This window comes from Legionella sp. (genome assembly GCF_965140895.1).
Lineage (GTDB): Bacteria > Pseudomonadota > Gammaproteobacteria > Legionellales > Legionellaceae > Legionella.
Map to the genome: position 1 here is coordinate 1 of NZ_CBCSKT010000070.1, position 22932 is coordinate 22932.

A 22932-nucleotide genomic window follows, 5' to 3' on the forward strand; every position below is an offset into this window, starting at 1 on the left:
GTTGAGCAGCAAAAGATAGTGCGGCAAAGAGAAATAAGAATGGATAAAAATGACGCTGCTTAAGGCAGCGCCATTAGGTCATATGCACCCAACGTACACTTTATAAATATACTCATTAGGTCAATGACCATTAGGACAAGGGACTGTTTTTAACAAAATCAGCTAAATTTTCCTGCACCGTCTCCCCTCATTATCAATATTCACATCCAGATTAATCTTAAAATGAGGCAGGGTATCTTCATCGTCCGCATTATCTCCGCGTAACCAATAATTTGCTGGTTCAGAGCCATCCTCACAGAGATCAAACTCCCCCTCCTTCGCATAATAGGGCGTAACAGATGATGATTTTGACCCAAGCAGCTGCAGGCTTGGATGTACCTTACCACTTTTCACAGCCAAATTTTGCATATAATTCTCTTTTTGAACGACATCAAGAGATTCAAATTCACTGATTTTGGCTTTAATACGCTGAACAATGATTTGCTTGTACTCTGCATAATTTTCAGGCAAAGCCACATAATCCTCAGGAGAGTCCAGATAGTATTTAACCATAGAAACCCGAGCCTCTATATATGCTGGAAGTGGTGGGGTCGGAAATAGGAAGTTGAGCAAATAGCGCAGCAAAAAGTTCCAAATGCCTGGCTCTGGAGGAAGATGTTTCTGCAGAGCTGAGCTTATTAGGCCATATTCTTCAATAGTATTAATAGCAATATTATCGAGTTCTTCGTTAATTAGCTCTGTGTATTCTGCTATTAATTTAGTATTAAATGGCATCATTTATGTCCTTTGATGTAATATTTTGCGCTTAGTGTATTAGATAAAAACAAGGAATGCTAGTGTAAGAGAGAGTATGGCCTTCAGGCGAAGGGATGAATGAATTGCCCCCTCCCTTGGGGAAGGGGGATGACGCGTTAATTACAAATCCACTTACTCTCCGCCATAATCGAATACACCTCATTATCCCCAATCACAATATGATCCAACAAACGCGCATCCACCAATTCAAGCGCATCCCGAATACGTTCGGTGGCGGCAATATCCTGCTGGCTTGCATCCGAGACCCCGGATGGATGATTATGCGCCAGAATAAGTGCCGCAGCATTAAGTTGTAACACACGCTCTACGATAGGGCGAGGATGAATGGTCGCAGTATTAATGGTCCCTGAAAAAAGCTCCTCATAAGCAATAATACGATGTTGATTATCCAGAAAAATGGCAGCAAAGGTTTCATTTTTATAGTCACGTAATCTTTTTTTTAAATAAGCATAGGTTTGTTTGCTGTTCGTAATTTGGCTCTCCTTTTGCAGCTGGATAAAATCACTACGTCGACAAATTTCTTTAACTGCTTGCAATTGAGCATAGCGAACCTCTCCAAGTCCCGGGACTTGTTGAAAATGCTGTTGATTGGCATTGAGTACGCCACGTAAATCCCCTAAATGCCTGAGTAAGTCTGCGGCTAATTGTACGCAGGAACGTTTCCCGCTGCCGGAGCTAATGAAGATAGCTAATAATTCGCTGTCAGAGAGGCTTTGTACACCATTGGTAAGTAATCGTTCACGCAGATTTAACTGCCGTGTTGTTTGGACAAACATCATTATTTATTCCTTTATTGCGAAGTCTTGCGCGGCTATTTTTATCAAAAATAGAATGAGTTGCAACATTTTTCTATGAAAAAAAGAGTTGCTTTGCCGTCGTGAAACCAGGAATTGTAGATAAAGGGTTTACCTGCGCTTTTAATAATTTTGTATTTCCTTATTGCATGGTTTATGTTTTGATCAGCATTATTTTTTTCAATATGGTAAGCCATGCAAGATTTTACAGGTAAAAAAATTCTTTTAGGCATTTGTGGCGGGGTCGCGGCTTATAAGTCAGCTTATTTAGCCCGTGATTTAACACGCCTGGGAGCTGAGGTTAAGGTCGTTATGACCGCATCAGCTCAACAATTCGTAACTCCTTTACTGATGCAAGCATTATCCGGCAATGAGGCGCGTACTGATTTGTTTGATGCACAGGCTGAACGAGCTATGGGGCATATTGAATTGGCACGCTGGGCTGATTATTTGGTGATTGCGCCAGCTTCCGCTAATTTTATGGCAAAAATGGCCCATGGTATTGCCGATGATTTATTATCTACTTTATATCTGGTTGCTGAAGTACCTGTTTTTGTTTGTCCGGCAATGAATCACAGCATGTGGTCGCATCCTGCAACCCAAAGCAATTGTCAGTTATTGCAGACTCGCGGAGCTATTTTGGTCGGTCCCGAAGAGGGCTCACAGGCTTGCGGTGAATTTGGCTTGGGACGGGTTAGTGAATCAGAGCAAATCATTAGCGCCTTACGTTTGTATGAAGTAAATCAATTATTATCCGGAAAAAGAGTACTTATTACAGCAGGCCCTACGCGCGAGCCAATTGATCCGGTACGTTATATTAGCAACCACAGCTCCGGAAAAATGGGTTATGCGATGGCGGAAGCTGCCGCAATGGCAGGGGCACAAGTCACTTTAGTTAGTGGACCATGTGAACTATCTGTATCCGCTGGAATTAAACGACTTAAAGTAGAGTCAGCCCAAGAAATGCTGGATGTGGTCATGCAAGAATTGCAGGTTGGTAGTATTTTCATTGGTACTGCTGCCGTGGCTGATTACCATATTCAATCGCCGGCAACTGAAAAAGTAAAGAAAACCGAACATTCTGAACTCAGTTTAACTTTAACTAAAAATCCCGATATCTTAAGCTCTGTTGTGGAAACAGGCAAAACTTCTTTTGTGATGGGATTTGCTGCGGAAACTACGGATGTGATCCACTATGCTCAAGATAAATTAAAGCGTAAAAAATTGGATATGATTGTGGCTAATGCCGTAGGAGGAGGGCTAGGCTTTGAAAGTGAGTTAAATCAGGTGACGGTAATCACGTCAAGCAAACAAATTGACTTGCCTTTAACCCATAAAACACGATTGGCAGGACAAATTATTGCAATTCTTGCCGCATCTCTGCACAATGGCACCTGAACATAAGGCGACATTACGATTTAGGAACAATGATAATGCAAGCAATTCAATTAAAAATTCTTGATTCACGTATTGGGGAGAGCATCCCTTTACCTACGTATGCAACCGATGGCTCTGCAGGTCTGGATTTGCGCGTGTGTATTAATGAACCCGTACAAATTGCTCCTCAAGAAACCGTCTTACTTCCTACTGGGATTTCTATTTATATTGGTGATCCAAAACTCGCAGCGGTGATTTTACCTCGTTCTGGTTTAGGCCATAAAAATGGTATCGTTTTAGGTAATTTGGTTGGTTTAATTGATTCAGATTATCAAGGGGAATTAAAGATTTCTTGTTGGAATCGCAGCAGTGAACATTTCACTATTAATCCAGGTGAGCGTATTGCCCAGTTAGTGTTTGTTCCGGTAGTGCAGGCCGCATTTGAGCTTGTTAATGAGTTTACGGAAACTTCGCGTGGTGAAGGTGGTTTTGGCAGCTCAGGGAGACATTAATGAGCTACCAGCAACGGCCAATTTCTCGTTCTGTTTTTCGGGCTTATGATATAAGAGGTATCATTGGTCAGGAGTTGGATGAGGATGCTTTTTACAGCATCGGTTTGGCCATCGCCTGTCGTTTTCATGTTTTGCAACGCCAACAGATTTTTTTAGCGCGTGATGGGCGATTAACGAGTGCTGCTCTAGCTTTAGCGCTCAAACAGGGCTTGCTTGAAAGTGGCATTGATGTGGTTGAGCTCGGTATGGTTACTACTCCAGTCATGTATTATGCAACCCAGACACAAGGAATTGATTGTGGTTTGATGGTTACTGCAAGCCATAATCCTGCAGATTATAATGGTATCAAAATGGTCTTTGCTGGCAAAACGCTGGTGCAAGACGATATTGATATTTTGTACCATTTGATTACCGAGCAAAAACGCGTGCATGGAGAGGGTAAAGAGTCCGCGGTCGATATGTTACCCAAGTACATGCAGCGGGTTAAAAGCGACATCCAGATTAAACATCCATTAAAGGTTGTTGTTGATTGTGGAAATGGCGTTTCTGGTCTTGTGGTTCCGCAAGTGCTTAGTGACTTAGGTTGTGAAGTCATCCCTTTGTATTGTGATGTTGATGGACGTTTTCCCAATCATCATCCTGATCCCAGTATTGCAGAGAATCTGGATGATTTGAAAACAGCAATTGCGCAGCATCAAGCCGATTTAGGCCTGGCTTTTGACGGTGATGCGGATCGCCTGGGTTTAGTTACCAATACGGGCGAAATAATCTGGCCTGATCGCTTGATGATGTTTTATGTGCGCGCATTGCTCGCTAGTCATTCCGGTGCCACCATTGTGTTTGATGTTAAATGTTCTTGGCATTTAGAAAATGAGATTAAGGCTGCAGGTGGCACCGCGAAAATGTGTCCCACAGGGCATTCCATTGTAAAACAAGTGATGCGTGAAGAGCAGGCGATTTTGGCCGGTGAAATGAGCGGTCATTTGTTTTTTAAAGATCGTTGGTATGGATTTGATGATGCCTTATACAGTGCCTGCCGATTATTAGAAATCATTAGCGCTTCAGAGTTAATGGTAAGTGAGCAATTTGCCTTAATTCCTAATAGTGTTAATACCCCGGAACTCAAAGTTCATATTGCTGAAGAGGAAAAGTTTTTATTCATGCAGCGTTTTACTGAACAGGCCGCCTTTGTGGGGGCAAAAATTATTGCTATTGATGGCCTGCGCGTTGAGTTTCCTCAGGGCTGGGGGTTATTACGAGCGTCAAATACCTCCCCCTGCCTGAGCGCGCGTTTTGAAGCGACTGATTTGGCTTCATTGGAACAGATAATGCAATTGTTTAAGAACGAGATACAACGAGTAAATCCGAATTTAAAATTACCGTTTTAAACTGTAGTACCTGAGGCTGCTCAGCATTAAAGTTAACTACGTCCTATTCTGAACCACATACAACATCACTTCCAACTGCTGCTGATTTTGAATGCGAGCGGGAACTTTTTCATTTTGAATGAGTTGCAACTGGTTTTGCTCCACCAATTGTTTCACATAATCGGGGTGATGGCTAAAACGGGCGCTGGTTTGTAAAAACCATGGCTCTTTTTCACTAATTTCGGTGGTAAAAATAAAATAACCTTCAGGGCATAAGTGCTGTTGTACGGCATGCAGCAAAGTATCTAACTCGCCAAAATAGGGAAGAACATCTGCGGCAACAATTAAGTCATAAGCTTGTTGATTATCCTTAAAAAATTCATTGAGCTCTGATTCAACTAATTCGTCATAAATATGTTTTTCTTTGGCTTGCGCCAACATTTTCGGGGCAATGTCTACCCCTGTTAGGCGCTGGCTTAACTCGCGAAGCACTATACCCGTCAAACCTGTGCCACAGCCTAAATCCAGCGTTCGGGTATTTTTGGGTAGTCCGAGCCGGTGAATAATGCGCGTAATATGCTGGGGAATTGAATAATTCAAAGTGCTTTGCATGTGTTGATCATAATAAAGTGCATAATTATTAAATAAATTCTGAGAATACTCAGGAGTAGTTTCTGCTGTTGCGTCTCCTTCAATTGCATGCAACATATAACTACTTACGCGATCATCAGGATTAATGTTTAAAGCTTGTCGTAAATACTCACGCGATGTTTCTCGTTGGCCCATACGCAGATAAATTGCGGATAAATTATTTAAAGAGGCCGTGTGGGTTTTGTCTAAAAGCAGTATGTGATCAAAAAAGATAATGGCTTCATTTAAATGCCCTAGAGCCATTTGAGCTACCCCTGAATTATACAGGTATTCGATATTGTCTGGGTCTTTTTGCAACAACACATCATAATGCATCAGCGCATTTTCAAAACGGTCATGGTGCATAAAGGTTGCTGCTAAATTATTGCGGGCATCAACATTATCATTATCTAAGGCGATTGCTTTACTGAAATAGTCTACAGCTAATTGATTTCTCTCTCTTTTTAAAGCGATGACACCTAAATTGGTGAGTGCTTGTATTTGTTCACTGTCTTGTTCTAAAACTCGTTGAAAGGCATGTTCTGCCTCATCAAGAGTATTGCTTTCCAGATGCAAAACGCCTAAATAAAAATGGGCTTCAATATGGTCTGGATTTAAGGTAATTACATTATTAAATTGAACTTTTGCTGCCTCTAATTGGTTGTTTTGTAGCAAGAGTAAACCAAGATTAAAGTGCGCAGGACTAAAATCAGGCTCAGCATGAATCGCCTTAGTATAATGCTGCAGGGCTTGGCTGTAATTATTTTGCAAGGCATAAATAGTCGCTAAATTATTATGAGCCTGCGCATAATCAGGGTTTAATTCAATGGCTTGTAAATAATAGTCAACGGCTTTGTCCAGTTGATGTATTTTTTTATAAGCATTTGCCAGGTTATTCAGTACCATGGAATCTCGCGGATTCATGGCATGAGCCTGGGACAAATAAAGAATCGCATTATGCATTTCTCCAGATTGGGCATAAGCTAGGCCTAAAAAAAGCAGGGTATTTAAATGCTGCGGATCTTTAGCCAGTATTTGTTCATAAATACAAATGGCTGAGGGTAATTTTCCCTCATGCTGGAGTTTATAGGCTTGTGCAAAGAGTCCTTCTATTTCTGCGTTCATGATTGATTCTGAATAAGTGTGCGCAATTGTTTTAATGCGTGTGCGCGATGACTAATATTATTTTTAAGTTTAGCAGGTAACTGGGCCGCTGTGCATTGGTATTCATCAACATAAAAGATAGGGTCATAGCCAAAACCGCCATCACCGAGTCTGCTAGTATGGATTGTCCCTTTAAAAATACCGGTGGCAATCACCGGGGTAGGGTCTTTCGCATGCAATACGAAAGCCATGGCGCAATAAAAATAGGCTTGGCGTTGTTCACCCTGTAAATGCAGCATATTTTTTAATAATAGGTCGATATTGTCTTGGTCAGTGGCATGGTTGCCTGCATAACGAGAGGAATAAATCCCTGGTGCTCCATTTAAGGCTGGGACTACTAATCCTGAATCATCCGCAAGAGCGGGCTTTTGGGCATGGAAACTTGCATGGCGAGCTTTTATCAGCGCATTTTCTATAAAACTTAAGCCATCCTCTACGGCATCGCTTATCCCTAAAGTTGTTTGTGATATGCATTGGATAGGGGCTAAAAGTGCGTTTAATTCGTTAATTTTACCTTGGTTGCTGGTGGCCAGAACCAGTTCGTTCATTAGAATGGTCATAATTACTGAATATGAAGGTATTTGATTTTATTGCCAGTTTAACCTGTTCACTTGCAAAGCGGAACTGAATTTTTTTATAGTTAGGTATATAATGCTCAAGACAGGCCCCTTCAGGGATCATTAATGCGTTTTCTCATTTTACTACTAGGATGTTTTCTTATGAACACTACAACATCAGCGGATACACCTAATCTTCATGATAATGCTTATGATTACTCGTTTCATACACTGGTTGGTGACAAAGAATTACCTATGGACATGTTTCGCGGTAAGGTGGTAATGGTTGTGAATACCGCGTCTAAATGTGGTTTTACACCTCAATATGCGCGTTTAGAAAAGCTTTATGAAGATTATAAAGATAAAGGTTTTGTCATCTTGGGAGTGCCTTCTAATGATTTTGGTAGCCAAGAGCCAGGGGCTGCCGAAGAAATTGCTAATTTTTGTCAGGTTAATTATGGCGTTTCCTTCCCCATGACGGCTAAAGAAGTTGTTTCCGGTAAACAGGCGCATCCATTTTTCTTATGGGCTAAGCAAAAATTGGGTTTTGGCAGCGCACCTAAATGGAACTTCCATAAATATGTGATTAATCGCAAAGGCGAACTGGTTGATTATTTTTATTCAACTACCTCTCCTGATGCTTCACGCTTGATTAAGGTGGTGGAAAAGGCACTTAAGGAAGAAATGTAGAGCATAAGGGATTTATAGCAATTGTAGGCATCGTAACCCGTATTAGCCTAGGAGAATACGGGTTACGATGCCTACAGCGCTTGAATATAATGAAGCGCTATTCTATATTTTGCTGGTGAGTTAGCTTATTTTTTACACAATATGGTGTATAAAAATTAATCTTTGTATCTAGCTTTGTTACAGATTTTGCGCTAAAATACATTTTTAATTTGTTGTGCCTAAACATGCCAATCTCTCATGTATTACTTGCGCTGGTTGTCGTTCTCGTTTGGGGGGTAAACTTCCTCTTTGTAAGCATCGGGCTTACCGAGATCTCTCCTTTGCTGCTGTGCGCTTTACGATTTCTCGTAGCCAGTGTCCCCGCCATATTTTTCGTTAAATTGCCTAAAAAATCCTTCAAAATGGTGGCGTTATATGGTGTGGTGATGTTTGCATTGCAATTTTCACTGCTCTTTATTGGCATGAGTTTGGGTATGCCGGTGGGGATCGCTTCAATCCTTATTCAGGTACAAGTCTTCTTTAGCATGTTTTTTGCCATAGTCCTTTTAGGAGAACAGCCCAATATCGGACAGATCATGGGTGCTTTGGTTTCTTTTTCCGGTATTGTTTTAGTTGCCATGCATTTTGACCATGATATTTCTTTAGCCGGCTTCTTTTTTATTCTGGCTGCTGCAGCGACTTGGGGGATTGGCAATTTAATTACCAAACAAATTAAGGGTGAACAGGTTAATATGATCGCACTTATTGTTTGGGGCAGTTTTGTTGCCTGTATTCCTATGTTTTTTATTTCTTTAATGGTAGAGGGCGTCGATAATTTCACTTCTACCTTTACCCACATAAGCTGGAAAGGTGTGGGCGCGTTGCTTTATATCGTTTTTGCTTCAACCTGGATTGGTTATGGTTTGTGGAATTGGTTAATGGCTCGCTATCCCGTAGGTATGGTAGCTCCATTTACTTTGTTAGTTCCAGTAGTTGCCATGGTAAGCTCGGTGTTCTTTTTGGGTGAACCGTTTTATCTGTGGAAATTGGTGGCTGGATTATTGGTGATTAGCGGCTTATGCATCAATATCTTAGGTTCTCGATTCTTTGCAGTAAAATCCCGGATCAATGTGGATGCGGAAGCCGCCTGATTTTCTTATTGATATGCGTTATCATAGGCGTTTCTCAGAAAAATAGGTGGGGGCTGTGGGCGAAATAAAAAGCATTGAGCTATGTGCCGATGACTTTGGATTAAATCCTGGGGTATCTCAAGGGATTTTAAAATTAGTGCGGATGGGGCGTTTATCCGCTGTAAGTTGTATGGTGAACATGCCCTCATTTCCAACTTACACTCAAGAATTATTGGCTTTACAAGGGCAGGTGCAGATTGGTTTGCATTTTAATTTAACCGAAGGCAATTTCTTATCAACGCCTGAGCGTCCTTGTTTTTCACTCAATGAATTACTCATTAAAACTCATTTAGCATCAATTAAATTATCCTTCATTGCCCAAGAGTTTAAGCGGCAGTTAGCGCAATTTGTTCAGGTGATGGGGAGGGTTCCTGATTTTGTTGATGGCCATCAACATGTACATCAGTTTCCACGCATACGCCAAGTGATTGTTGATCTCTATGAAGAACAGTTAAGACAGCATGGGGTCTCAATTCGCTCTACTTATCCTACGATTGATGTGAAGCAACATCGATTAAAAGCAAAGATTTTGGCATTTACTGGGGGGAGGGCCTTGCGTGCGAGCTTAGCTAAGGTAGCAATTCCACACAATGCCTTTTTTTCTGGTATTTATGATTTTGCTGCGCACACTGATTATCGCAGTTTATTTCGCAGTTGGCTGCACTCTATATCGGGGCCTACCTTAATCATGTGTCATCCCGGTGAACACTGTAATGAGCCAGATGTCATCTCGGCTACTCGTAGCATCGAAATGGATTATTTTTCCAGTAATGAATTTTTACACGATTGCCAGGAGTATGGAGTGACTTTAGGTGTACTATAATTTGAATCTTAAGTTCATTATGCTAATCACAGAATAACTGACTCCCATTATAAGGATATAAATCATGAATACTGACGCATCTATTCTATTTACTCCCTTTGATTTAAGAGGACATCAATTAAAAAACCGCCTGGTTATGGCGCCGTTAACGCGTAATCGTGCTATTCATGAGATTGATGCTCCGCATGCATTAAATGCCGAATACTATGAGCAACGCGCTTCAGCAGGACTTATTATTTCGGAAGCAACACAGATTTCACCAACCGCGAAAGGCTATGCTTGGACCCCGGGAATTTATTCTCCCAAGCAAGTTGCCGGATGGAAGTTGGTAACTCAGGCGGTGCACGAGCAAGGTGGAACTATTTATGCTCAATTATGGCATGTAGGACGCATTTCTCATCCCAGTTTACAACCTGGTGGGGTTGAACCTGTCGCTCCATCGGCATTAACACCTGTAGGGCAAAAAACTTTTATAGAAACCGGCGCTTTTACTGACATTGGCCAGCCAAGAGCATTAAGATTAGATGAGCTTCCTCAAATTATTGAGGATTACCGTAGGGCTGCGCGCAATGCAATGGAGGCAGGATTTGATGGAGTAGAGGTGCATGCGGCGAATGGTTATCTCCTCCAGCAATTTTTATCGGATGGAGCCAATCATCGTACGGATAGCTATGGGGGTTCTGTTACGAATCGTTTACGTTTTCCATTAGAAGTGATGGAGGCGATAACTAATGAAATTGGTGGCCAGCGCACGGCGATTCGTCTATCGCCTGTTGGCACTATGAATGGCATTATCGAAACCTCACCTCAGTCAGTTTATTTCCCATTAGTGCGTGAATTAAATCGCTTAAATTTAGCCTATATTCATGTCATTGAAGGAACAACAGGAACTTCTCGTGATTTTCTGGGCTTCGATTTTCATGCTTTACGAGATGAGTTTCATGGTCCTTGGATGGCGAATAATGGCTATACACGCGAATTAGCGATTGAAGCGATTGCTTCAGGTTATGCTGATTTGGTTGCCTTTGGTAAAGACTTTATTGCAAATCCTGATTTAGTGGAGCGTTTTCGTCTTAATGCACCGCTTAATCAATGGGATCGGACTACTTTTTATGGCGGTGATGAAAAAGGGTATGTTGATTATCCTGCTTTAGGGTAATTTTTGTTTCCCTGCTCAAGACTAAGGATTTAAATGCGAATATTATTTTTTATGCTTTTTTGCACGCCCTTAATTGCTATGGGGAATGAGGTCTCCAGCCAGAAAACGTTATCTCGATTGCAAAAATTGTGTCGCGAAGATACGACGCCGGAGCTGCGTAAGTTGTATTGCCAATTAGCTAAAGATTATCGCCGAGAGATAAAGCGGGTGGATACTGTTACGGAAAAGGATAATAAGAAGGAAACAGAAAAGGCAAAGGTTAAGGAAAAGGCTTAAATTTTCGGGAGCTCGTTGTCGAGTAACGTGTAGCAATGGTCTTGAAATGAAATTCAAGACCATTGCTACATCATCGTATCGAAATTCTTGTTCGATAGGGGCCTTAAACGGGCACTTTTAGAGGAACCGCTCGCGATTAATCACTACCCTTATCAAGAGCATAAGTACCTGTAAAGTTAAGCGTCACAATTCCTAGTTGTCTCGAGCCATTCGAGCTCGTAGTATTTGAATTATTATTACTAGGATTGAACGCGGAGGTATAACGAATATCCATGCCTAGGGTGGCAAAATCATCCAAATAAGAACCAATTCCAATAATTCCCTGAGCAGCAAAACCGTTATTTGAGGTGCTTACTGTCGTAGAAAAAGTACTACCTACGGCATTATATTGGTTACTTGCGAAGTTGGCTTTATTTTTGATGATTGCGCCACCTAAGCCAACACCAATATAGGGAAACATCTTGGTGTTCGGATCGCTGGAAAGAAAATCATAAAATACGTTAAACATGCCATAAAGACCGGTGGTATTTCCATTAAAACCTAAACCAACACCTTGGTCATTGCTTATTGCTGTAGGACAGGTTCCCGTGGGGCCTATCACATTCGGGCTGATGAGGGTACAGGAGCCAACTTTTAACTCCCCATAATTATTGATATTAAAAAGAAATTGCCCTTCCAGGCGCACCGTATTTATTCTATATCCCAGAGAAAAACCGGCACCGCCGCCAACTGGGCTAAGTGTAACAGGACTTGTGTTCGCAAGTGCGAACTGATTATTACCAATATTAAAAGTAATGCTAGGATTGGAAATCGTACGACTGATTTCCCCCAAAAGACCAAAATAAATACCTTGAACGGGGTCTAAACTAAATGCTTTAGAGCTGATGGTTAGCCCTACAATGAATCCAAATTTAATGAAGTGTTTCATTAGAAAATCCTAATCTATCCTGATATAAAGAAAATAATAATTCCTTCAGCCTATGCATTTTTGAGTGACCATGGAAGGCTATTTTGTAACTTACAAGGCAATGGCCGTGAAGGGAGGCTATACGAAACTTTATTTAGATGCAAGCTTTTAATTTTATGGATATCTTTTTATTTTGTATGCAAAAATCAGTGAGATATTTTGCATTATTTTTTATACTATTATGCGATATCAGAATGTAGGGTAAATGGCCTGTAATGAATAGGAAGGGACATCTTGATTGATATTTTATGGATCTCTATGGGGGCGATTATTGGCGCTAATTTGCGTTACTTTGTGAATCGTTTCTCGCTGCGTTATTTGTCTTCAGACGTTCCTTATGGAACGTTTATTGTTAATCTAACTGGAAGTTTTATTTTAGGTTTTTTTCTGGCTTGGAGCTTGGGACGAGTCGAGCTTGATCCTAAGTGGCGTGCCTTTGTTGCCGTTGGATTCTGTGGCGCTTATACCACCTTTTCCAGCTTTAGTTATGAAACTTTTGCTTTAATTGAGCAGGGGGATTATGGCCTTGCGGCTATGAATTTTATCTGTAATAATCTTTTTTGTCTCGTTGCAGTGATCGCAGGAGTTAGCTTGGCGCGGGCAATTCAATAGCGCCTAACGTAAGGATACGTCTATGAATTTTATGAAAGTTTCTGTCTATATTAATGAATCCGATAAATGGAAGCACCGTCCTTTGCATTTAGAGCTTATGTCTATGTTGGATGGGGAAGGAATTGCGGGTGGAACAGTGTTGCGCGCCATCGCAGGTTTTACTTATCAAAAGCCGGTGGAGACGGCATCATTTGTTGACATAGGTGCTCATTTACCTTTGGTTGTGCAATTTGTTGATACTGAAGAACGCATCGAGTCGATCTTACCGAGGGTAAAGGAAATGTCAGGTACTCGTTTGATTATTCGTGAGGTTGTAGAAGTCGTGAATGGGATGTTAGCGACAGGCCCAATATTTTGAGAGTATGAAGCTGTAAACGGAAACTAAAAACAAAACTAAGCCAAGAGCAAATAGATAATTTAAATGAGTGCTGCGCAACACGAGAAAATAAAGTCCTTCATTAATCGCGCCAGCAGAAGCTGCTACCAGGAAAAAATGGGGTAAGCTTAGTACTTTCTGGTCATTCAGTTGCGAAAAAGTAAGGTACTTGTGGCCAAAAAAACTGACGTTAAATGCAGTAAAAAAAGCAAAAATATTGGCTACTAGTGCGTGCATATGCACAAAATTTACCAGTAAAAAAACAATACTAATATGGGTGGCTGCCGCTGCGGCACCAATTCCTGCATAATAAACCAGCCGCTGTTTTAACTTAAGTTGCGCTTTCATCGAAACTGGCTTCCTCATCAATAATATAATGCGGTCTGTGTTTTACCTCATCAAAGACACGTCCTATGTATTCGCCAACCACTCCTAAAGCAAAAAGCTGTAAGCCCCCAAAAAAGGTAATTGCGGTGACGATGGTGGCCCAACCTGGCGTTTTAATGCCAAAAATTAAGGTGCTTAGGATAATCCATGCAGCATACAGTATTGCTAAGGTTGCTACTCCAATGCCACCGAGTGCAATCAGGCGTAGTGGGAAGGCTGTAAATGAGGTGATTCCAGTAATTGCTAAATCAATTAAGGAATAAAAGTTCCATTGAGAAGAGCCGGCTTTTCGTGGTTGTACCTCAAAAGGAACCGCTACTTGTTTAAAACCTACCCAACTGTACAAGCCTTTCATAAAACGATTTCGTTCGGGAAGTTTTTGCAATCCATCGACTATTTTGCGGTCTAATAGGCGAAAATCCCCGGCATTCGCTGGAATATTAACGCGGTTGATTCTGGAGGTGAATTGATAGAAGGTTCTCGCACAAGTACGTTTTAACCAGGATTCATCGGCGCGATTTTGGCGTACCGCATAAACCATGTCATAACCTTCTTCCCATTTGGCAACAAATTCACTTAATAACTCGAGTGGATGTTGAAAGTCAGCATCCATTAAAATCACCGCATCACCACGCGCATAATCCAAGCCTGCACTAATTGCTTTTTCCTTACCAAAGTTACGACTAAAACGTAGGTAGCGAAAAGCATATTGGCTTCTTAATTGTTGAATGATTGCTTGGGTATTATCTTGGCTGCCATCATCAACAAGCACTATTTCATAGGAATAAGCCAGTTGCTTGAGTGTTGTGTCCAGTGCGGCAATAAACTCTGCAATAATGGTTTCTTCATTATAAACCGGGACAACACAGGAGATTTTTTTGGTGCGAATTAGTGAATTGGGCATGGCGTTGAGTGATTTTTAAACTTCTTATTTACTTGGGAGTCTATTTTAACCTGAATCGGTGGTTCTCGTAAGTAAATTTGCAATTTTACGCTGTAATTTATTCATCCGATCAAAAAAGAATAATTTGGGTTTATTAATGAGCATGTTTTTAACGTAAAATCGCGCATATTTTGCACCACGGTAGACAAAAAATGCCTTATATTGATTTGAGTTCATTAATTAGTCCGCCATTCGCACTTTTTTGGTAAGGGCCGTCATAAAAATATGGAGGAGTTGTATCAAAAACTGAATCGATTGACTCTGGTTCAAGATTTACGTCAGGATGCGTACATAGAAGAGCGGCAGTTTGATGAGCTCAATCAATTTATTAAGGATAATACGTTTACGCATTCTTGTTTAGCTATTTAGTTAAATGAAGCATATTTGGCAATAACGTGTAAGAAAGAGGCTTTTACCGCGATGCGTTTCAGAACCCATACCCATCAGGATTACGTTTTTCCCCATGCGCTCTTTTTTCGAAATGCTGATAATCTTGTAAATCAAGCCAGTTACCAGCCCAATCCCAACCGTGTTTGTTAAAGGTTTGATACACAATATCATCGTTAACAATCTGCCCTGGAGTGGGTTGGGTACGCCCAACATAGACTACGCCTTCGGGAGGTAATACAAGGTTACCTTTGACATAGGGATTCATTAACGGGTTAATATCAATGGCACGCCCATAACTATGCTGTGAATACTCTCCCGCTCGTCCAGTAACTTCGCGGCAATTAAATGCAGAGGTATTATTCGCCACCATTGATGCGGCATCATCTCCATAAAAAGCATCCATAAGTTCCATACGCTGGATGGGGAAGTGATGCTGGTACAGTTCTTTAAAAATAGCGATGACTTCATGTGCTAGTTCTTGGTTGACGATTAGTTTTCCCATATGAGTCTTATTATCAAAACCCCAGTAGCTGAGTTGGAGGTAAGCTAATTGCTCTAGTGGCACAGGACAGCCTTCATGCCATGTATAATTCTGCATTTGTGTTGCAATGGTAGGGGGAATGGAACTTATTTCGCTATGAAACACAGGAGTTTCCTCGGTTGCTGCAAAAACGAGTGATGAAACGAGCATGGTTATGCCGGGGAGATAACGTATTTTCATGATTTAATTAGCAAGCCAATTAAAACAAAGAGATAAAACAAGTATAGTCGAATTTTTTGCTTTTTAATTCATGGGTAATGAAAAGCGAAAAATCGTGCCTTTGCTGGGAATATTTTCCACCCAAATCGTTCCTTGATGTGCGGAAATTATTTTCTCACAGATGGATAAGCCTAATCCTAAACCATGCTCTTCAAGAGCTTCTTTACTACGATAGAATTTTTTAAATAATTCGGCTCGCTCTTCAGCGTCAATTTCCAGACCAATGTCTTCAACACTCACAATCAGATTAATCGTGGTAATTTGCGCAGAAAGGCGAATTTGGGATTTAGGATCAGAAAATTTAATGGCATTATCTAGCAAATGCATGAGTACTTCTTGAATGTATCGTGGATCCACATTAATTAAAGGCATATGCTCGGGAAGGGTTAATTTTATGGGTCTTTGTTCAAAGAGTTCGCTGGAAATTTTGAGCGCTGCCTGAATAATTTCTTCTAAAGAACTGGGGTTTTTTTTCAGACTAATTCCCTCTGTTTCAAGGCAGATCATTTGATAAAGGTTATTGTTTAAGTGATTTAATTTATTTATCTCATGATCAATGTTGCTTTCAATAATACTAAGATTGGCTTTTTTATTACTTTTTAAACCGTTTATGGCATTAATCACGCTTTTCAACGGGAAACTTAAGTCATGATAAATTGAGGTTAGTAATGAGGTGCGAGCGCGGTCCCGTTCTATTTCCAGCTCCTTTTTACGGTTTTTTTCATGTAGCAGATCAATTTCCAAAGCCAGGGACATTTGATTCACATACGAATCGAGCAATCCACGTTGTTCAGGAGTAAGTAATTGTTGATCTCTGGCTTGCACTCTTAATACGCCAATAACTCCTGAGGCACTGGCTAATGGCAAATAAAGAGCTCTAGATAAGGATAAGGTATCTGTACCCATTCCTGCTGGCTGTCCCATATCAAAGACCCATTGAGCAATACTTTGTTCTTTTGCATCCAGCCTCATTGATGAAGGAAAACTGGCTTGAACCGTCAGATGATTTTTTTTCGGCATTAATGCCATAACATCACTTTCAAAGGTATGCGCAATGTACTCGACCCCAAAACTTAATAGCTTATTAATGTTACGTGAGCGGATAAGCTGGCGACTGAATGCATACAAGGCTGTTGTTTGATGTTGAGTAAAGCGTGAAGACTCCTCTTGGTGGCGAATGAGGATAGTTAAATAGCTAATAGTCTGTGAGACCAGCAGCATAATGATTAGGGTAATTAAAAATTGGATGTCGCTGATGGCAAAACTATATCGTGGCGAAACGAAAAAATAGGCACAAGCAAAAACGCTTAATATCGAAGCAAAGAGCGAAGGCCCCCGATGTCCGCATAAAGAGATAAAGGTAACTCCCAACAAATAAATCATAATAAGATTTGCAGTGTCAAGAAATGGTTCTAAAGCAAAATTGAATAAGGTCAGAAGAGGCAGCACTAAGAGGACTAATCCATAAACTTTCCATGGGTGGGCACGCACAGGGGCTTTTACTTTTTTTCGGGGTAATTTTGTGCTGCGTCCGGTAATGATGTATACGTCAATATCACCACTTTGACGAACAATTTCATCAGTCAAATTTCTATAGAGCCAATCGCGAATACGGGTTCTAATGTGTTTCCAAATCATAATTTGCGTGATGTTTTGTTCATGCGCAAAACGCAATACTTCTTTGACAATGTCAAACCCTGACAGCACGTGAGTTTGCGCACCTAGCAGTTCAGCCAAACGTAAATTTTTAATGGCCTGACCGCGTGCCCCCTGATTTTTTTGCGGAACATCAATATATACGGCGACCCATTCTGCCTGTAGGTGTGTGGCCAGTTTTTTTGCCGCGCGAATTAGTTTCATCGTTTCAGGATTGGGCCCGACGCAAACCAGTATTTTGTCTTTGACTGGCCAAATCTCTTTAACGCCTTCCCCATGTCGGTACCATAAAACATCAGAACCTACTCGTTCGGCCGTAACTCGTAATGCTAATTCACGTAAGGCGATTAAATTACCTTTGCGGAAAAAATGTTCACGGGCAAATTCTGCTTGCTTCGGGATGTATATTTTCCCTTCTTGCAGCCTTTTTAATAAGTCTTCAGGAGGCAAATCAACGAGTTCAATGGTGTCGGCACGCTCAATCATTGAGTTAGGAACGGTCTCGATAATGGGAGCATGAATGATTTGTGCCACATCATCTTTTAAACTTTCGATGTGCTGAATATTTAAGGTGGTATACACATCAATACCGCGTTCTAAAAGCTCCTTAATGTCTTGCCATCGTTTGGTATGCCGTAATCCTGGGGTATTGGTATGGGCTAGCTCGTCTACTAAAATTAACCCTGGGTGACGTTGAAGGGCGGCATCAAGATCAAATTCGTAGTAGGTTTTCTCGCGATAAGGTACTCCTTTGCGAGGAATAATCTCAAAATTATTAAGAAAATTATCTATTTCTTCACGACCATGGGATTCGGCAATACCAATAACTACATCAAGCCCTTGTTGTTGCTTCTCATAGGCATCGTGGAGCATTTCATGGGTTTTACCAACCCCAGGTGAGGCACCTAAGTAAATTTTGAGCTTTCCATGATGTTCTTGGCGTTCTTCTTCCGCGATTCGTTGTAATAAATGATCAGGGTTAGGGCGATTTTTGGGCATTAAAGCTCCTTAAATTATCCAAAGCAAGATTTAACTCCAAAACATTAACACGCGGCTCGCCTAAGATTCCCCATGTTCTCGGTTTGCTGTATTGTTCCACTAATTGATAGATATCTGCTTCAGGAAGCTTACGTATTTTGGCAATTCGTGGCACTTGGTATTTAGCAGCAAAGGGGCTAATCTCTGGGTCAAGACCACTACCTGATGCGGTAACTAAATCGATAGGTACTGCTTGTTCATTCTGTGGGTCTGTTTGCCTTAAGTGCGTCATCCTTTCTTTTACTATAGACAAAAAATTAGAATTTGAAGGACCGAGATTTGAGCCGGAGGATGCAGCACCATTATAGGGATAAGGTGTAGTGGCTGAAGGGCGGCCCCAAAAATAGGCGGCATCGGAGAACGGTTGTCCAATTAATTGCGAGCCAACAAATTGATTATTTTGCTTTATTAAGCTGCCATTGGCTTTCCACGGGAAAAAAATCTGCGCTAATCCTGCCACGGTAAGTGGATAAATAAAGCCAGTTAAAACACTGAGTAAAATAAGCAATATCAACGCAGTTTTCATTTGATTTATTGCTTCTTTTAGCATGATTGTTCCTTAATATTAAATTGGACTTAGGTGGATTGCTTTCAGTGCTGACAGAATTAAATCAATGAGTTTAATGCCGATAAAGGGAACAATTAATCCTCCCAATCCATACACCAAAACATTATTGCGCAGTAGTTTGGCTGCTTCCACATGACGATATTTCACGCCCCGTAAGGCGAGAGGAATGAGAAAAACAATAATGAGAGCATTAAAAATAACCGCAGACAAGATGGCACTTTCAGGTGTGCTGAGTCGCATAATATTTAAATTGTTTAAAGTAGGGTAGGTGCTGGCAAATGCCGCAGGTAAAATAGCAAAATATTTGGCGACATCATTGGCAATACTAAAGGTAGTCAGTGAGCCGCGAGTCATTAACAATTGTTTACCAATTTCAACGACTTCAATAAGCTTGGTGGGATTAGAATCTAAATCAATTAAGTTTCCTGCTTCTTTGGCTGCTTGAGTACCCGAGTTCATGGCTACTGCAACATCTGCTTGCGCCAAGGCGGGTGCATCATTTGTCCCATCTCCAGCCATTGCAACCAAATGTCCTTGTGTTTGTAATTGACGAATTAGGTTTAGTTTTTCTTCAGGTTTGGCATTGGCTAAAAAGTCATCGATACCGGCTTCTGCTGCGATTGCCGCAGCGGTTAAGGGATTATCTCCGGTGACCATAATGGTTTTAATACCCATGCGGCGTAGTTTGGCAAAGCGTTCACGAATCCCCCCTTTGACTATATCTTTAAGATGAACAACCCCTAAAACCTGTTTATTTTCCAGGACGACTAAAGGCGTTCCTCCCTGACGGGAAACCTGCTCAACAATTTGATGAGCAGCCTCAGGAAAAAGGCCATTAATTTCTCGCAAATATAATTCAATTGCTTGGGTTGCCCCTTTTCTAATTTGCCGCCCAGGCAAATTAGCCCCACTCATCCGGGTTTCGGCCGTAAAGGGGATAAAACTTGCTTTTAATTCGCTGATGTCACGACCACGCAAGCCATATAGTTCTTTAGCTAAGATAACAATACTGCGCCCCTCTGGTGTTTCATCAGCAAGAGAAGACAGTTGCGCCGCATCGGCAAGAGTATCAATGGACACTCCTTCTAGAGGGATAAACTCAATTGCTTCTCTATTTCCTAAGGTAACTGTACCGGTTTTATCGAGCAGTAATACATCCACGTCTCCTGCTGCTTCTACGGCACGGCCAGACATGGCAATAATATTTGCCTGAATCATGCGATCCATGCCTGCAATACCAATGGCAGATAGTAAACCACCGATGGTCGTTGGCGCCAGACAAATAAACAGGGCAATTAATACGGTGAGGCTGATTACTTTACCGACTCCAGCGCTAGTTACACTGTAGATAGAAAAAGGAAGCAGCGTGGCACAAACCAAAAGAAAAACAATCGTCAGGGCTGCAAGTAAAATGGATAGCGCTAATTCATTAGGGGTTTTTTGACGTTGTGCTCCTTCAACCAGGGAGATCATTTGGTCTAAAAATGTTTCCCCTGGATTGGAGGTAATACGAATAATTAGCCAATCGGAGAGTACTTGAGTACCTCCGGTTACGGCATTGCGGTCACCGCCACTTTCACGAATTACTGGGGCACTTTCGCCGGTAATGGCACTTTCATTGACAGAAGCAATGCCTTCAATTACTTCTCCATCGCTGGGAATAAAATCTCCTGTTTCTACTAAGACAATATCGCCTGCACGCAAACACCCAGAGCGGATGTGGGTAATTGCGGCATCTTTATGGGCTTTTGCTAATTTCTTTGCCTGAATTTCATGGCGTGCTTTTTTTAAGGCCTCAGCCTGAGCTTTCCCTCGTCCCTCCGCCATACTTTCTGCAAAATTAGCAAAAATAAGGGTAAACCAAAGTCCTAACGTAATCGCTAAAATAAAACTGGTTTCTGCTTCTCCCTGCCCCAATAATGATTGAATAAATAAAGCGGTCGTTAATAATGAGGCAATATAAACCGTAAACATGATCGGATTACGGATTTGGTATTGTGGGGTCAATTTTAAAAATGAAGCACGTATGGCGAGCTTTACCGTATCACCACCCCAAAAGGATACACGATGCATTTTAAGATCCATATTGGCCCCACATGGTTAGATGTTCCACAATTGGCCCTAGTGCTAAGGCGGGTAGAAATGAGAGTGCACCAATCAGAAAAATGATGCAAATGACTAGGACAATAAATAGAGGAGTATGGGTAGCTAGAGTTCCTGTAGTTTGAGGAATTATCTTTTTTTTCGCTAGTGAGCCGGCAAGAGCAACGGTGGCTATGGCAATCCAGTAGCGTGAAATCAACATGATGAGACTACCAAGCAAATTATAGAATGGGGTATTGGCATTAAGTCCGGAAAAAGCGCTGCCATTATTGTTGCCTATGGAGGTGAAGGTATAAAGAACCTCGGTAAAACCATGCATTCCTGGATTGCTAATAGCACCGGTTCCACCTTGAGTTACTACTGCTAAGGCGGTGGAAATCAGAACACTAAGTGGCATGATTAAAACGGCAATGGAGGCCATTTTCATTTCATAGGGCTCAATCTTTTTGCCTAAATATTCGGGCGTTCGGCCAACCATTAAGCCGGTTATAAATACGGTGAGGATGACAAACATTAACATGCCATATAGGCCTGAGCCGACCCCACCAAAGATCGCTTCGTTTAAATGCATCATCCATAAGGGAATTAATCCGCCTAGAGGTGTGTATGAGTCCAGCATTGAATTTACTGAGCCATTGGAACCCGCAGTAGTCGCTATGCTCCACAGTGCAGAGCTGGTGATTCCGAAGCGAGTTTCCTTCCCTTCCATATTGCCACCAGGATAGCTGTTGGCGATGGCTGTTGGACTAATACCCATAGAGGTTAAAGCCGGATTTCCTTTTTGTTCTGCCATGATTCCGAGTAGGACAAAGGGAATAAAAACAACAAACATGACCGTAAGAATAGCCCAACCTTGGCGTTTGTCATGGACCATTTGTCCAAAGGTATAACAAAGCGCTGCAGGAATTAATAAAATCGCGAGCATTTCTAAAAAGTTGCTTAACGGTGTAGGGTTTTCAAAGGGATGTGCTGAGTTGGTATTGAAAAAACCACCCCCATTGGTGCCTAATTGTTTAATGGCAATTTGGGAGGCAACCGGTCCCATGGGGATGATTTGCTGTGTTAGTGGTTTTGTTGCTGTCTGGATGGTATTGTTTTTATCTTTAATAGCTTGTTTTGATGCATCGATAAGAGGCTGTTGGTAACTGCTAGCTTGCACAAGCTGGATGGTTTGATTGGGTTTAATGTTTTGAATTACCCCTTGCGATACCAATATTAACGCAAAGATAAACGATAAGGGCAGCAGTATGTAGAGAATGCTTCGTACCATATCTACCCAAAAATTACCTAGATTGGTGCTTTCATGCTGGGCAATTCCTCGGCTTATGGCAACCAATAAGGACATGCCTGTTGCTGCAGAAATAAAATTTTGAGTAGTCAGAGCAAGCATTTGCGTAAAATAACTCATGGTGGTTTCACCTGAGTAGGCTTGCCAATTGGTATTGGTGGCAAAACTTATCGCGGTATTTAAGGCTAAATCAGGGGCGGGGGAGGGTAGTTGTTGCGGGTTAAATGGAAGATAAATTTGTAACCGTTGAATGAGATAAAGCGCGAGGAAACCGAAGAGGTTAAAAATAAGCATGGAAGTTAAATAATACTTCCAATCCATTGCTTGGTTGGTTTTAATGCGACAAATTTGATAAATGAATAGTTCAAATCGATTCCCAATGCGATTTAACCAGAAATCCTTTCCTTCATAGACTTTAGCCATGTACCAGCCTAAAGGCTTTACAGTGGCTAATAGGACTAAAAGAAAAACTATGGTTTGCAATGACGCGATTAATGTAATCATAGAATC

The 22932-nt window shown here is 41.4% G+C and carries 24 protein-coding genes; 11 read left to right on the forward strand and 13 right to left on the reverse strand.

Annotated features, from left to right (window positions below; genetic code table 11):
- Positions 1–162 precede the first annotated feature (162 nt).
- Positions 163–777, reverse strand: coding sequence for a hypothetical protein (locus tag ACQY7T_RS08780; RefSeq protein ID WP_428412738.1), 615 nt, complete (start codon positions 775–777; stop codon positions 163–165).
- A gap of 134 nt (positions 778–911) precedes the next feature.
- The gene (radC, locus tag ACQY7T_RS08785) at positions 912–1595 is read right to left on the reverse strand and encodes a RadC family protein (protein WP_428412740.1); all 684 of its coding nucleotides are present in this window, start codon (positions 1593–1595) and stop codon (positions 912–914) included.
- A 210-nt stretch (positions 1596–1805) separates the two neighbouring features.
- On the opposite strand from radC, the gene coaBC reads away from it, so the two are divergent.
- Genes coaBC through ACQY7T_RS08800 form a run of 3 tightly spaced genes read left to right on the forward strand, consistent with a single transcriptional unit; the run spans position 1806 to position 4887 of the window.
- Positions 1806–3008: a bifunctional phosphopantothenoylcysteine decarboxylase/phosphopantothenate--cysteine ligase CoaBC gene (gene coaBC / locus ACQY7T_RS08790; protein WP_428412742.1), complete on the forward strand. Its 1203-nt coding sequence runs from the start codon at positions 1806–1808 to the stop codon at positions 3006–3008.
- A gap of 32 nt (positions 3009–3040) precedes the next feature.
- On the forward strand, positions 3041–3499 hold the full coding sequence (gene dut, locus ACQY7T_RS08795) for a dUTP diphosphatase (RefSeq protein ID WP_428412843.1): 459 nt from the start codon (positions 3041–3043) through the stop codon (positions 3497–3499).
- Complete coding sequence (locus tag ACQY7T_RS08800) at positions 3499–4887, forward strand: phosphomannomutase/phosphoglucomutase (RefSeq protein ID WP_428412744.1); 1389 nt, start codon at positions 3499–3501, stop codon at positions 4885–4887. The genes dut and ACQY7T_RS08800 overlap by 1 nt, the downstream gene beginning before the upstream one ends.
- Positions 4888–4923: 36 nt before the next feature.
- On the opposite strand, the gene ACQY7T_RS08805 is transcribed toward ACQY7T_RS08800, so the two are convergent.
- Both ACQY7T_RS08805 and rdgB read right to left on the reverse strand, forming a co-directional pair.
- Entirely contained in the window at positions 4924–6621 is a 1698-nt protein-coding gene (locus ACQY7T_RS08805; protein ID WP_428412746.1) for a tetratricopeptide repeat protein, read from the reverse strand.
- Entirely contained in the window at positions 6618–7208 is a 591-nt protein-coding gene (rdgB, locus tag ACQY7T_RS08810) for an RdgB/HAM1 family non-canonical purine NTP pyrophosphatase (protein WP_428412748.1), read from the reverse strand. Before rdgB ends, ACQY7T_RS08805 begins: the two co-directional genes overlap by 4 nt.
- 171 nt (positions 7209–7379) lie before the next feature.
- Between rdgB and ACQY7T_RS08815 the strand changes: the two genes are divergently transcribed.
- The 5 genes from ACQY7T_RS08815 to ACQY7T_RS08835 all read left to right on the forward strand — a co-directional run bounded on the left by ACQY7T_RS08815 (position 7380) and on the right by ACQY7T_RS08835 (position 11334).
- Positions 7380–7907, forward strand: coding sequence for a glutathione peroxidase (locus ACQY7T_RS08815; protein ID WP_428412750.1), 528 nt, complete (start codon positions 7380–7382; stop codon positions 7905–7907).
- A gap of 224 nt (positions 7908–8131) precedes the next feature.
- Entirely contained in the window at positions 8132–9037 is a 906-nt protein-coding gene (locus ACQY7T_RS08820; RefSeq protein ID WP_428412752.1) for an EamA family transporter, read from the forward strand.
- A 55-nt stretch (positions 9038–9092) separates the two neighbouring features.
- Entirely contained in the window at positions 9093–9899 is an 807-nt protein-coding gene (locus tag ACQY7T_RS08825; protein WP_428412754.1) for a ChbG/HpnK family deacetylase, read from the forward strand.
- Positions 9900–9963: 64 nt separating this feature from the next.
- Positions 9964–11058: an alkene reductase gene (locus tag ACQY7T_RS08830; protein WP_428412756.1), complete on the forward strand. Its 1095-nt coding sequence runs from the start codon at positions 9964–9966 to the stop codon at positions 11056–11058.
- A 33-nt stretch (positions 11059–11091) separates the two neighbouring features.
- On the forward strand, positions 11092–11334 hold the full coding sequence (locus tag ACQY7T_RS08835) for a hypothetical protein (protein WP_428412758.1): 243 nt from the start codon (positions 11092–11094) through the stop codon (positions 11332–11334).
- Positions 11335–11470: 136 nt separating this feature from the next.
- Here the strand turns inward: ACQY7T_RS08835 and ACQY7T_RS08840 are convergent, their stop codons facing one another.
- Positions 11471–12262, reverse strand: a complete 792-nt coding sequence (locus ACQY7T_RS08840; protein ID WP_428412760.1) for a hypothetical protein — start codon at positions 12260–12262, stop codon at positions 11471–11473.
- 273 nt (positions 12263–12535) lie between these two features.
- Here ACQY7T_RS08840 and crcB point away from each other — a divergent pair, with 273 nt between their 5' ends.
- Together crcB and ACQY7T_RS08850 are read left to right on the forward strand one after the other, a co-directional pair.
- Positions 12536–12913: a fluoride efflux transporter CrcB gene (gene crcB, locus ACQY7T_RS08845; protein WP_428412762.1), complete on the forward strand. Its 378-nt coding sequence runs from the start codon at positions 12536–12538 to the stop codon at positions 12911–12913.
- Positions 12914–12944: 31 nt separating this feature from the next.
- Positions 12945–13271: a DUF190 domain-containing protein gene (locus ACQY7T_RS08850; protein WP_428412763.1), complete on the forward strand. Its 327-nt coding sequence runs from the start codon at positions 12945–12947 to the stop codon at positions 13269–13271.
- Here the strand turns inward: ACQY7T_RS08850 and ACQY7T_RS08855 are convergent.
- Genes ACQY7T_RS08855 through ACQY7T_RS08865 form a run of 3 tightly spaced genes read right to left on the reverse strand, consistent with a single transcriptional unit; the run spans position 13248 to position 14796 of the window.
- Positions 13248–13637: a GtrA family protein gene (locus ACQY7T_RS08855; protein ID WP_428412765.1), complete on the reverse strand. Its 390-nt coding sequence runs from the start codon at positions 13635–13637 to the stop codon at positions 13248–13250. The two genes, ACQY7T_RS08850 and ACQY7T_RS08855, sit on opposite strands and share 24 nt — an antisense overlap.
- Positions 13621–14580: a glycosyltransferase family 2 protein gene (locus ACQY7T_RS08860; protein ID WP_428412767.1), complete on the reverse strand. Its 960-nt coding sequence runs from the start codon at positions 14578–14580 to the stop codon at positions 13621–13623. The genes ACQY7T_RS08855 and ACQY7T_RS08860 overlap by 17 nt, the downstream gene beginning before the upstream one ends.
- Positions 14581–14625: 45 nt before the next feature.
- Positions 14626–14796 (reverse strand): hypothetical protein, encoded by a 171-nt coding sequence (locus ACQY7T_RS08865; RefSeq protein ID WP_428412768.1) that lies wholly within the window; start codon positions 14794–14796, stop codon positions 14626–14628.
- Between the two features lie 48 nt (positions 14797–14844).
- Between ACQY7T_RS08865 and ACQY7T_RS08870 the strand changes: the two genes are divergently transcribed.
- Positions 14845–14988, forward strand: a complete 144-nt coding sequence (locus tag ACQY7T_RS08870; RefSeq protein WP_428412770.1) for a hypothetical protein — start codon at positions 14845–14847, stop codon at positions 14986–14988.
- Between the two features lie 58 nt (positions 14989–15046).
- Here ACQY7T_RS08870 and ACQY7T_RS08875 read toward each other — a convergent pair whose 3' ends face one another.
- The 5 genes from ACQY7T_RS08875 to kdpA form a co-directional block, all read right to left on the reverse strand.
- Complete coding sequence (locus ACQY7T_RS08875) at positions 15047–15730, reverse strand: M15 family metallopeptidase (protein WP_428412772.1); 684 nt, start codon at positions 15728–15730, stop codon at positions 15047–15049.
- 63 nt (positions 15731–15793) lie between these two features.
- Complete coding sequence (locus ACQY7T_RS08880) at positions 15794–18424, reverse strand: DUF4118 domain-containing protein (RefSeq protein ID WP_428412774.1); 2631 nt, start codon at positions 18422–18424, stop codon at positions 15794–15796.
- Complete coding sequence (gene kdpC / locus ACQY7T_RS08885) at positions 18405–19013, reverse strand: potassium-transporting ATPase subunit KdpC (RefSeq protein ID WP_428412776.1); 609 nt, start codon at positions 19011–19013, stop codon at positions 18405–18407. Before kdpC ends, ACQY7T_RS08880 begins: the two co-directional genes overlap by 20 nt.
- Positions 19014–19028: 15 nt before the next feature.
- A complete protein-coding gene (kdpB, locus tag ACQY7T_RS08890; RefSeq protein WP_428412778.1) occupies positions 19029–21116 on the reverse strand; it encodes a potassium-transporting ATPase subunit KdpB in 2088 nt (695 codons plus the stop codon).
- Positions 21106–22926: a potassium-transporting ATPase subunit KdpA gene (gene kdpA, locus ACQY7T_RS08895; RefSeq protein WP_428412780.1), complete on the reverse strand. Its 1821-nt coding sequence runs from the start codon at positions 22924–22926 to the stop codon at positions 21106–21108. Before kdpA ends, kdpB begins: the two co-directional genes overlap by 11 nt.
- Between the last annotated feature and the right edge of the window lie 6 nt (positions 22927–22932).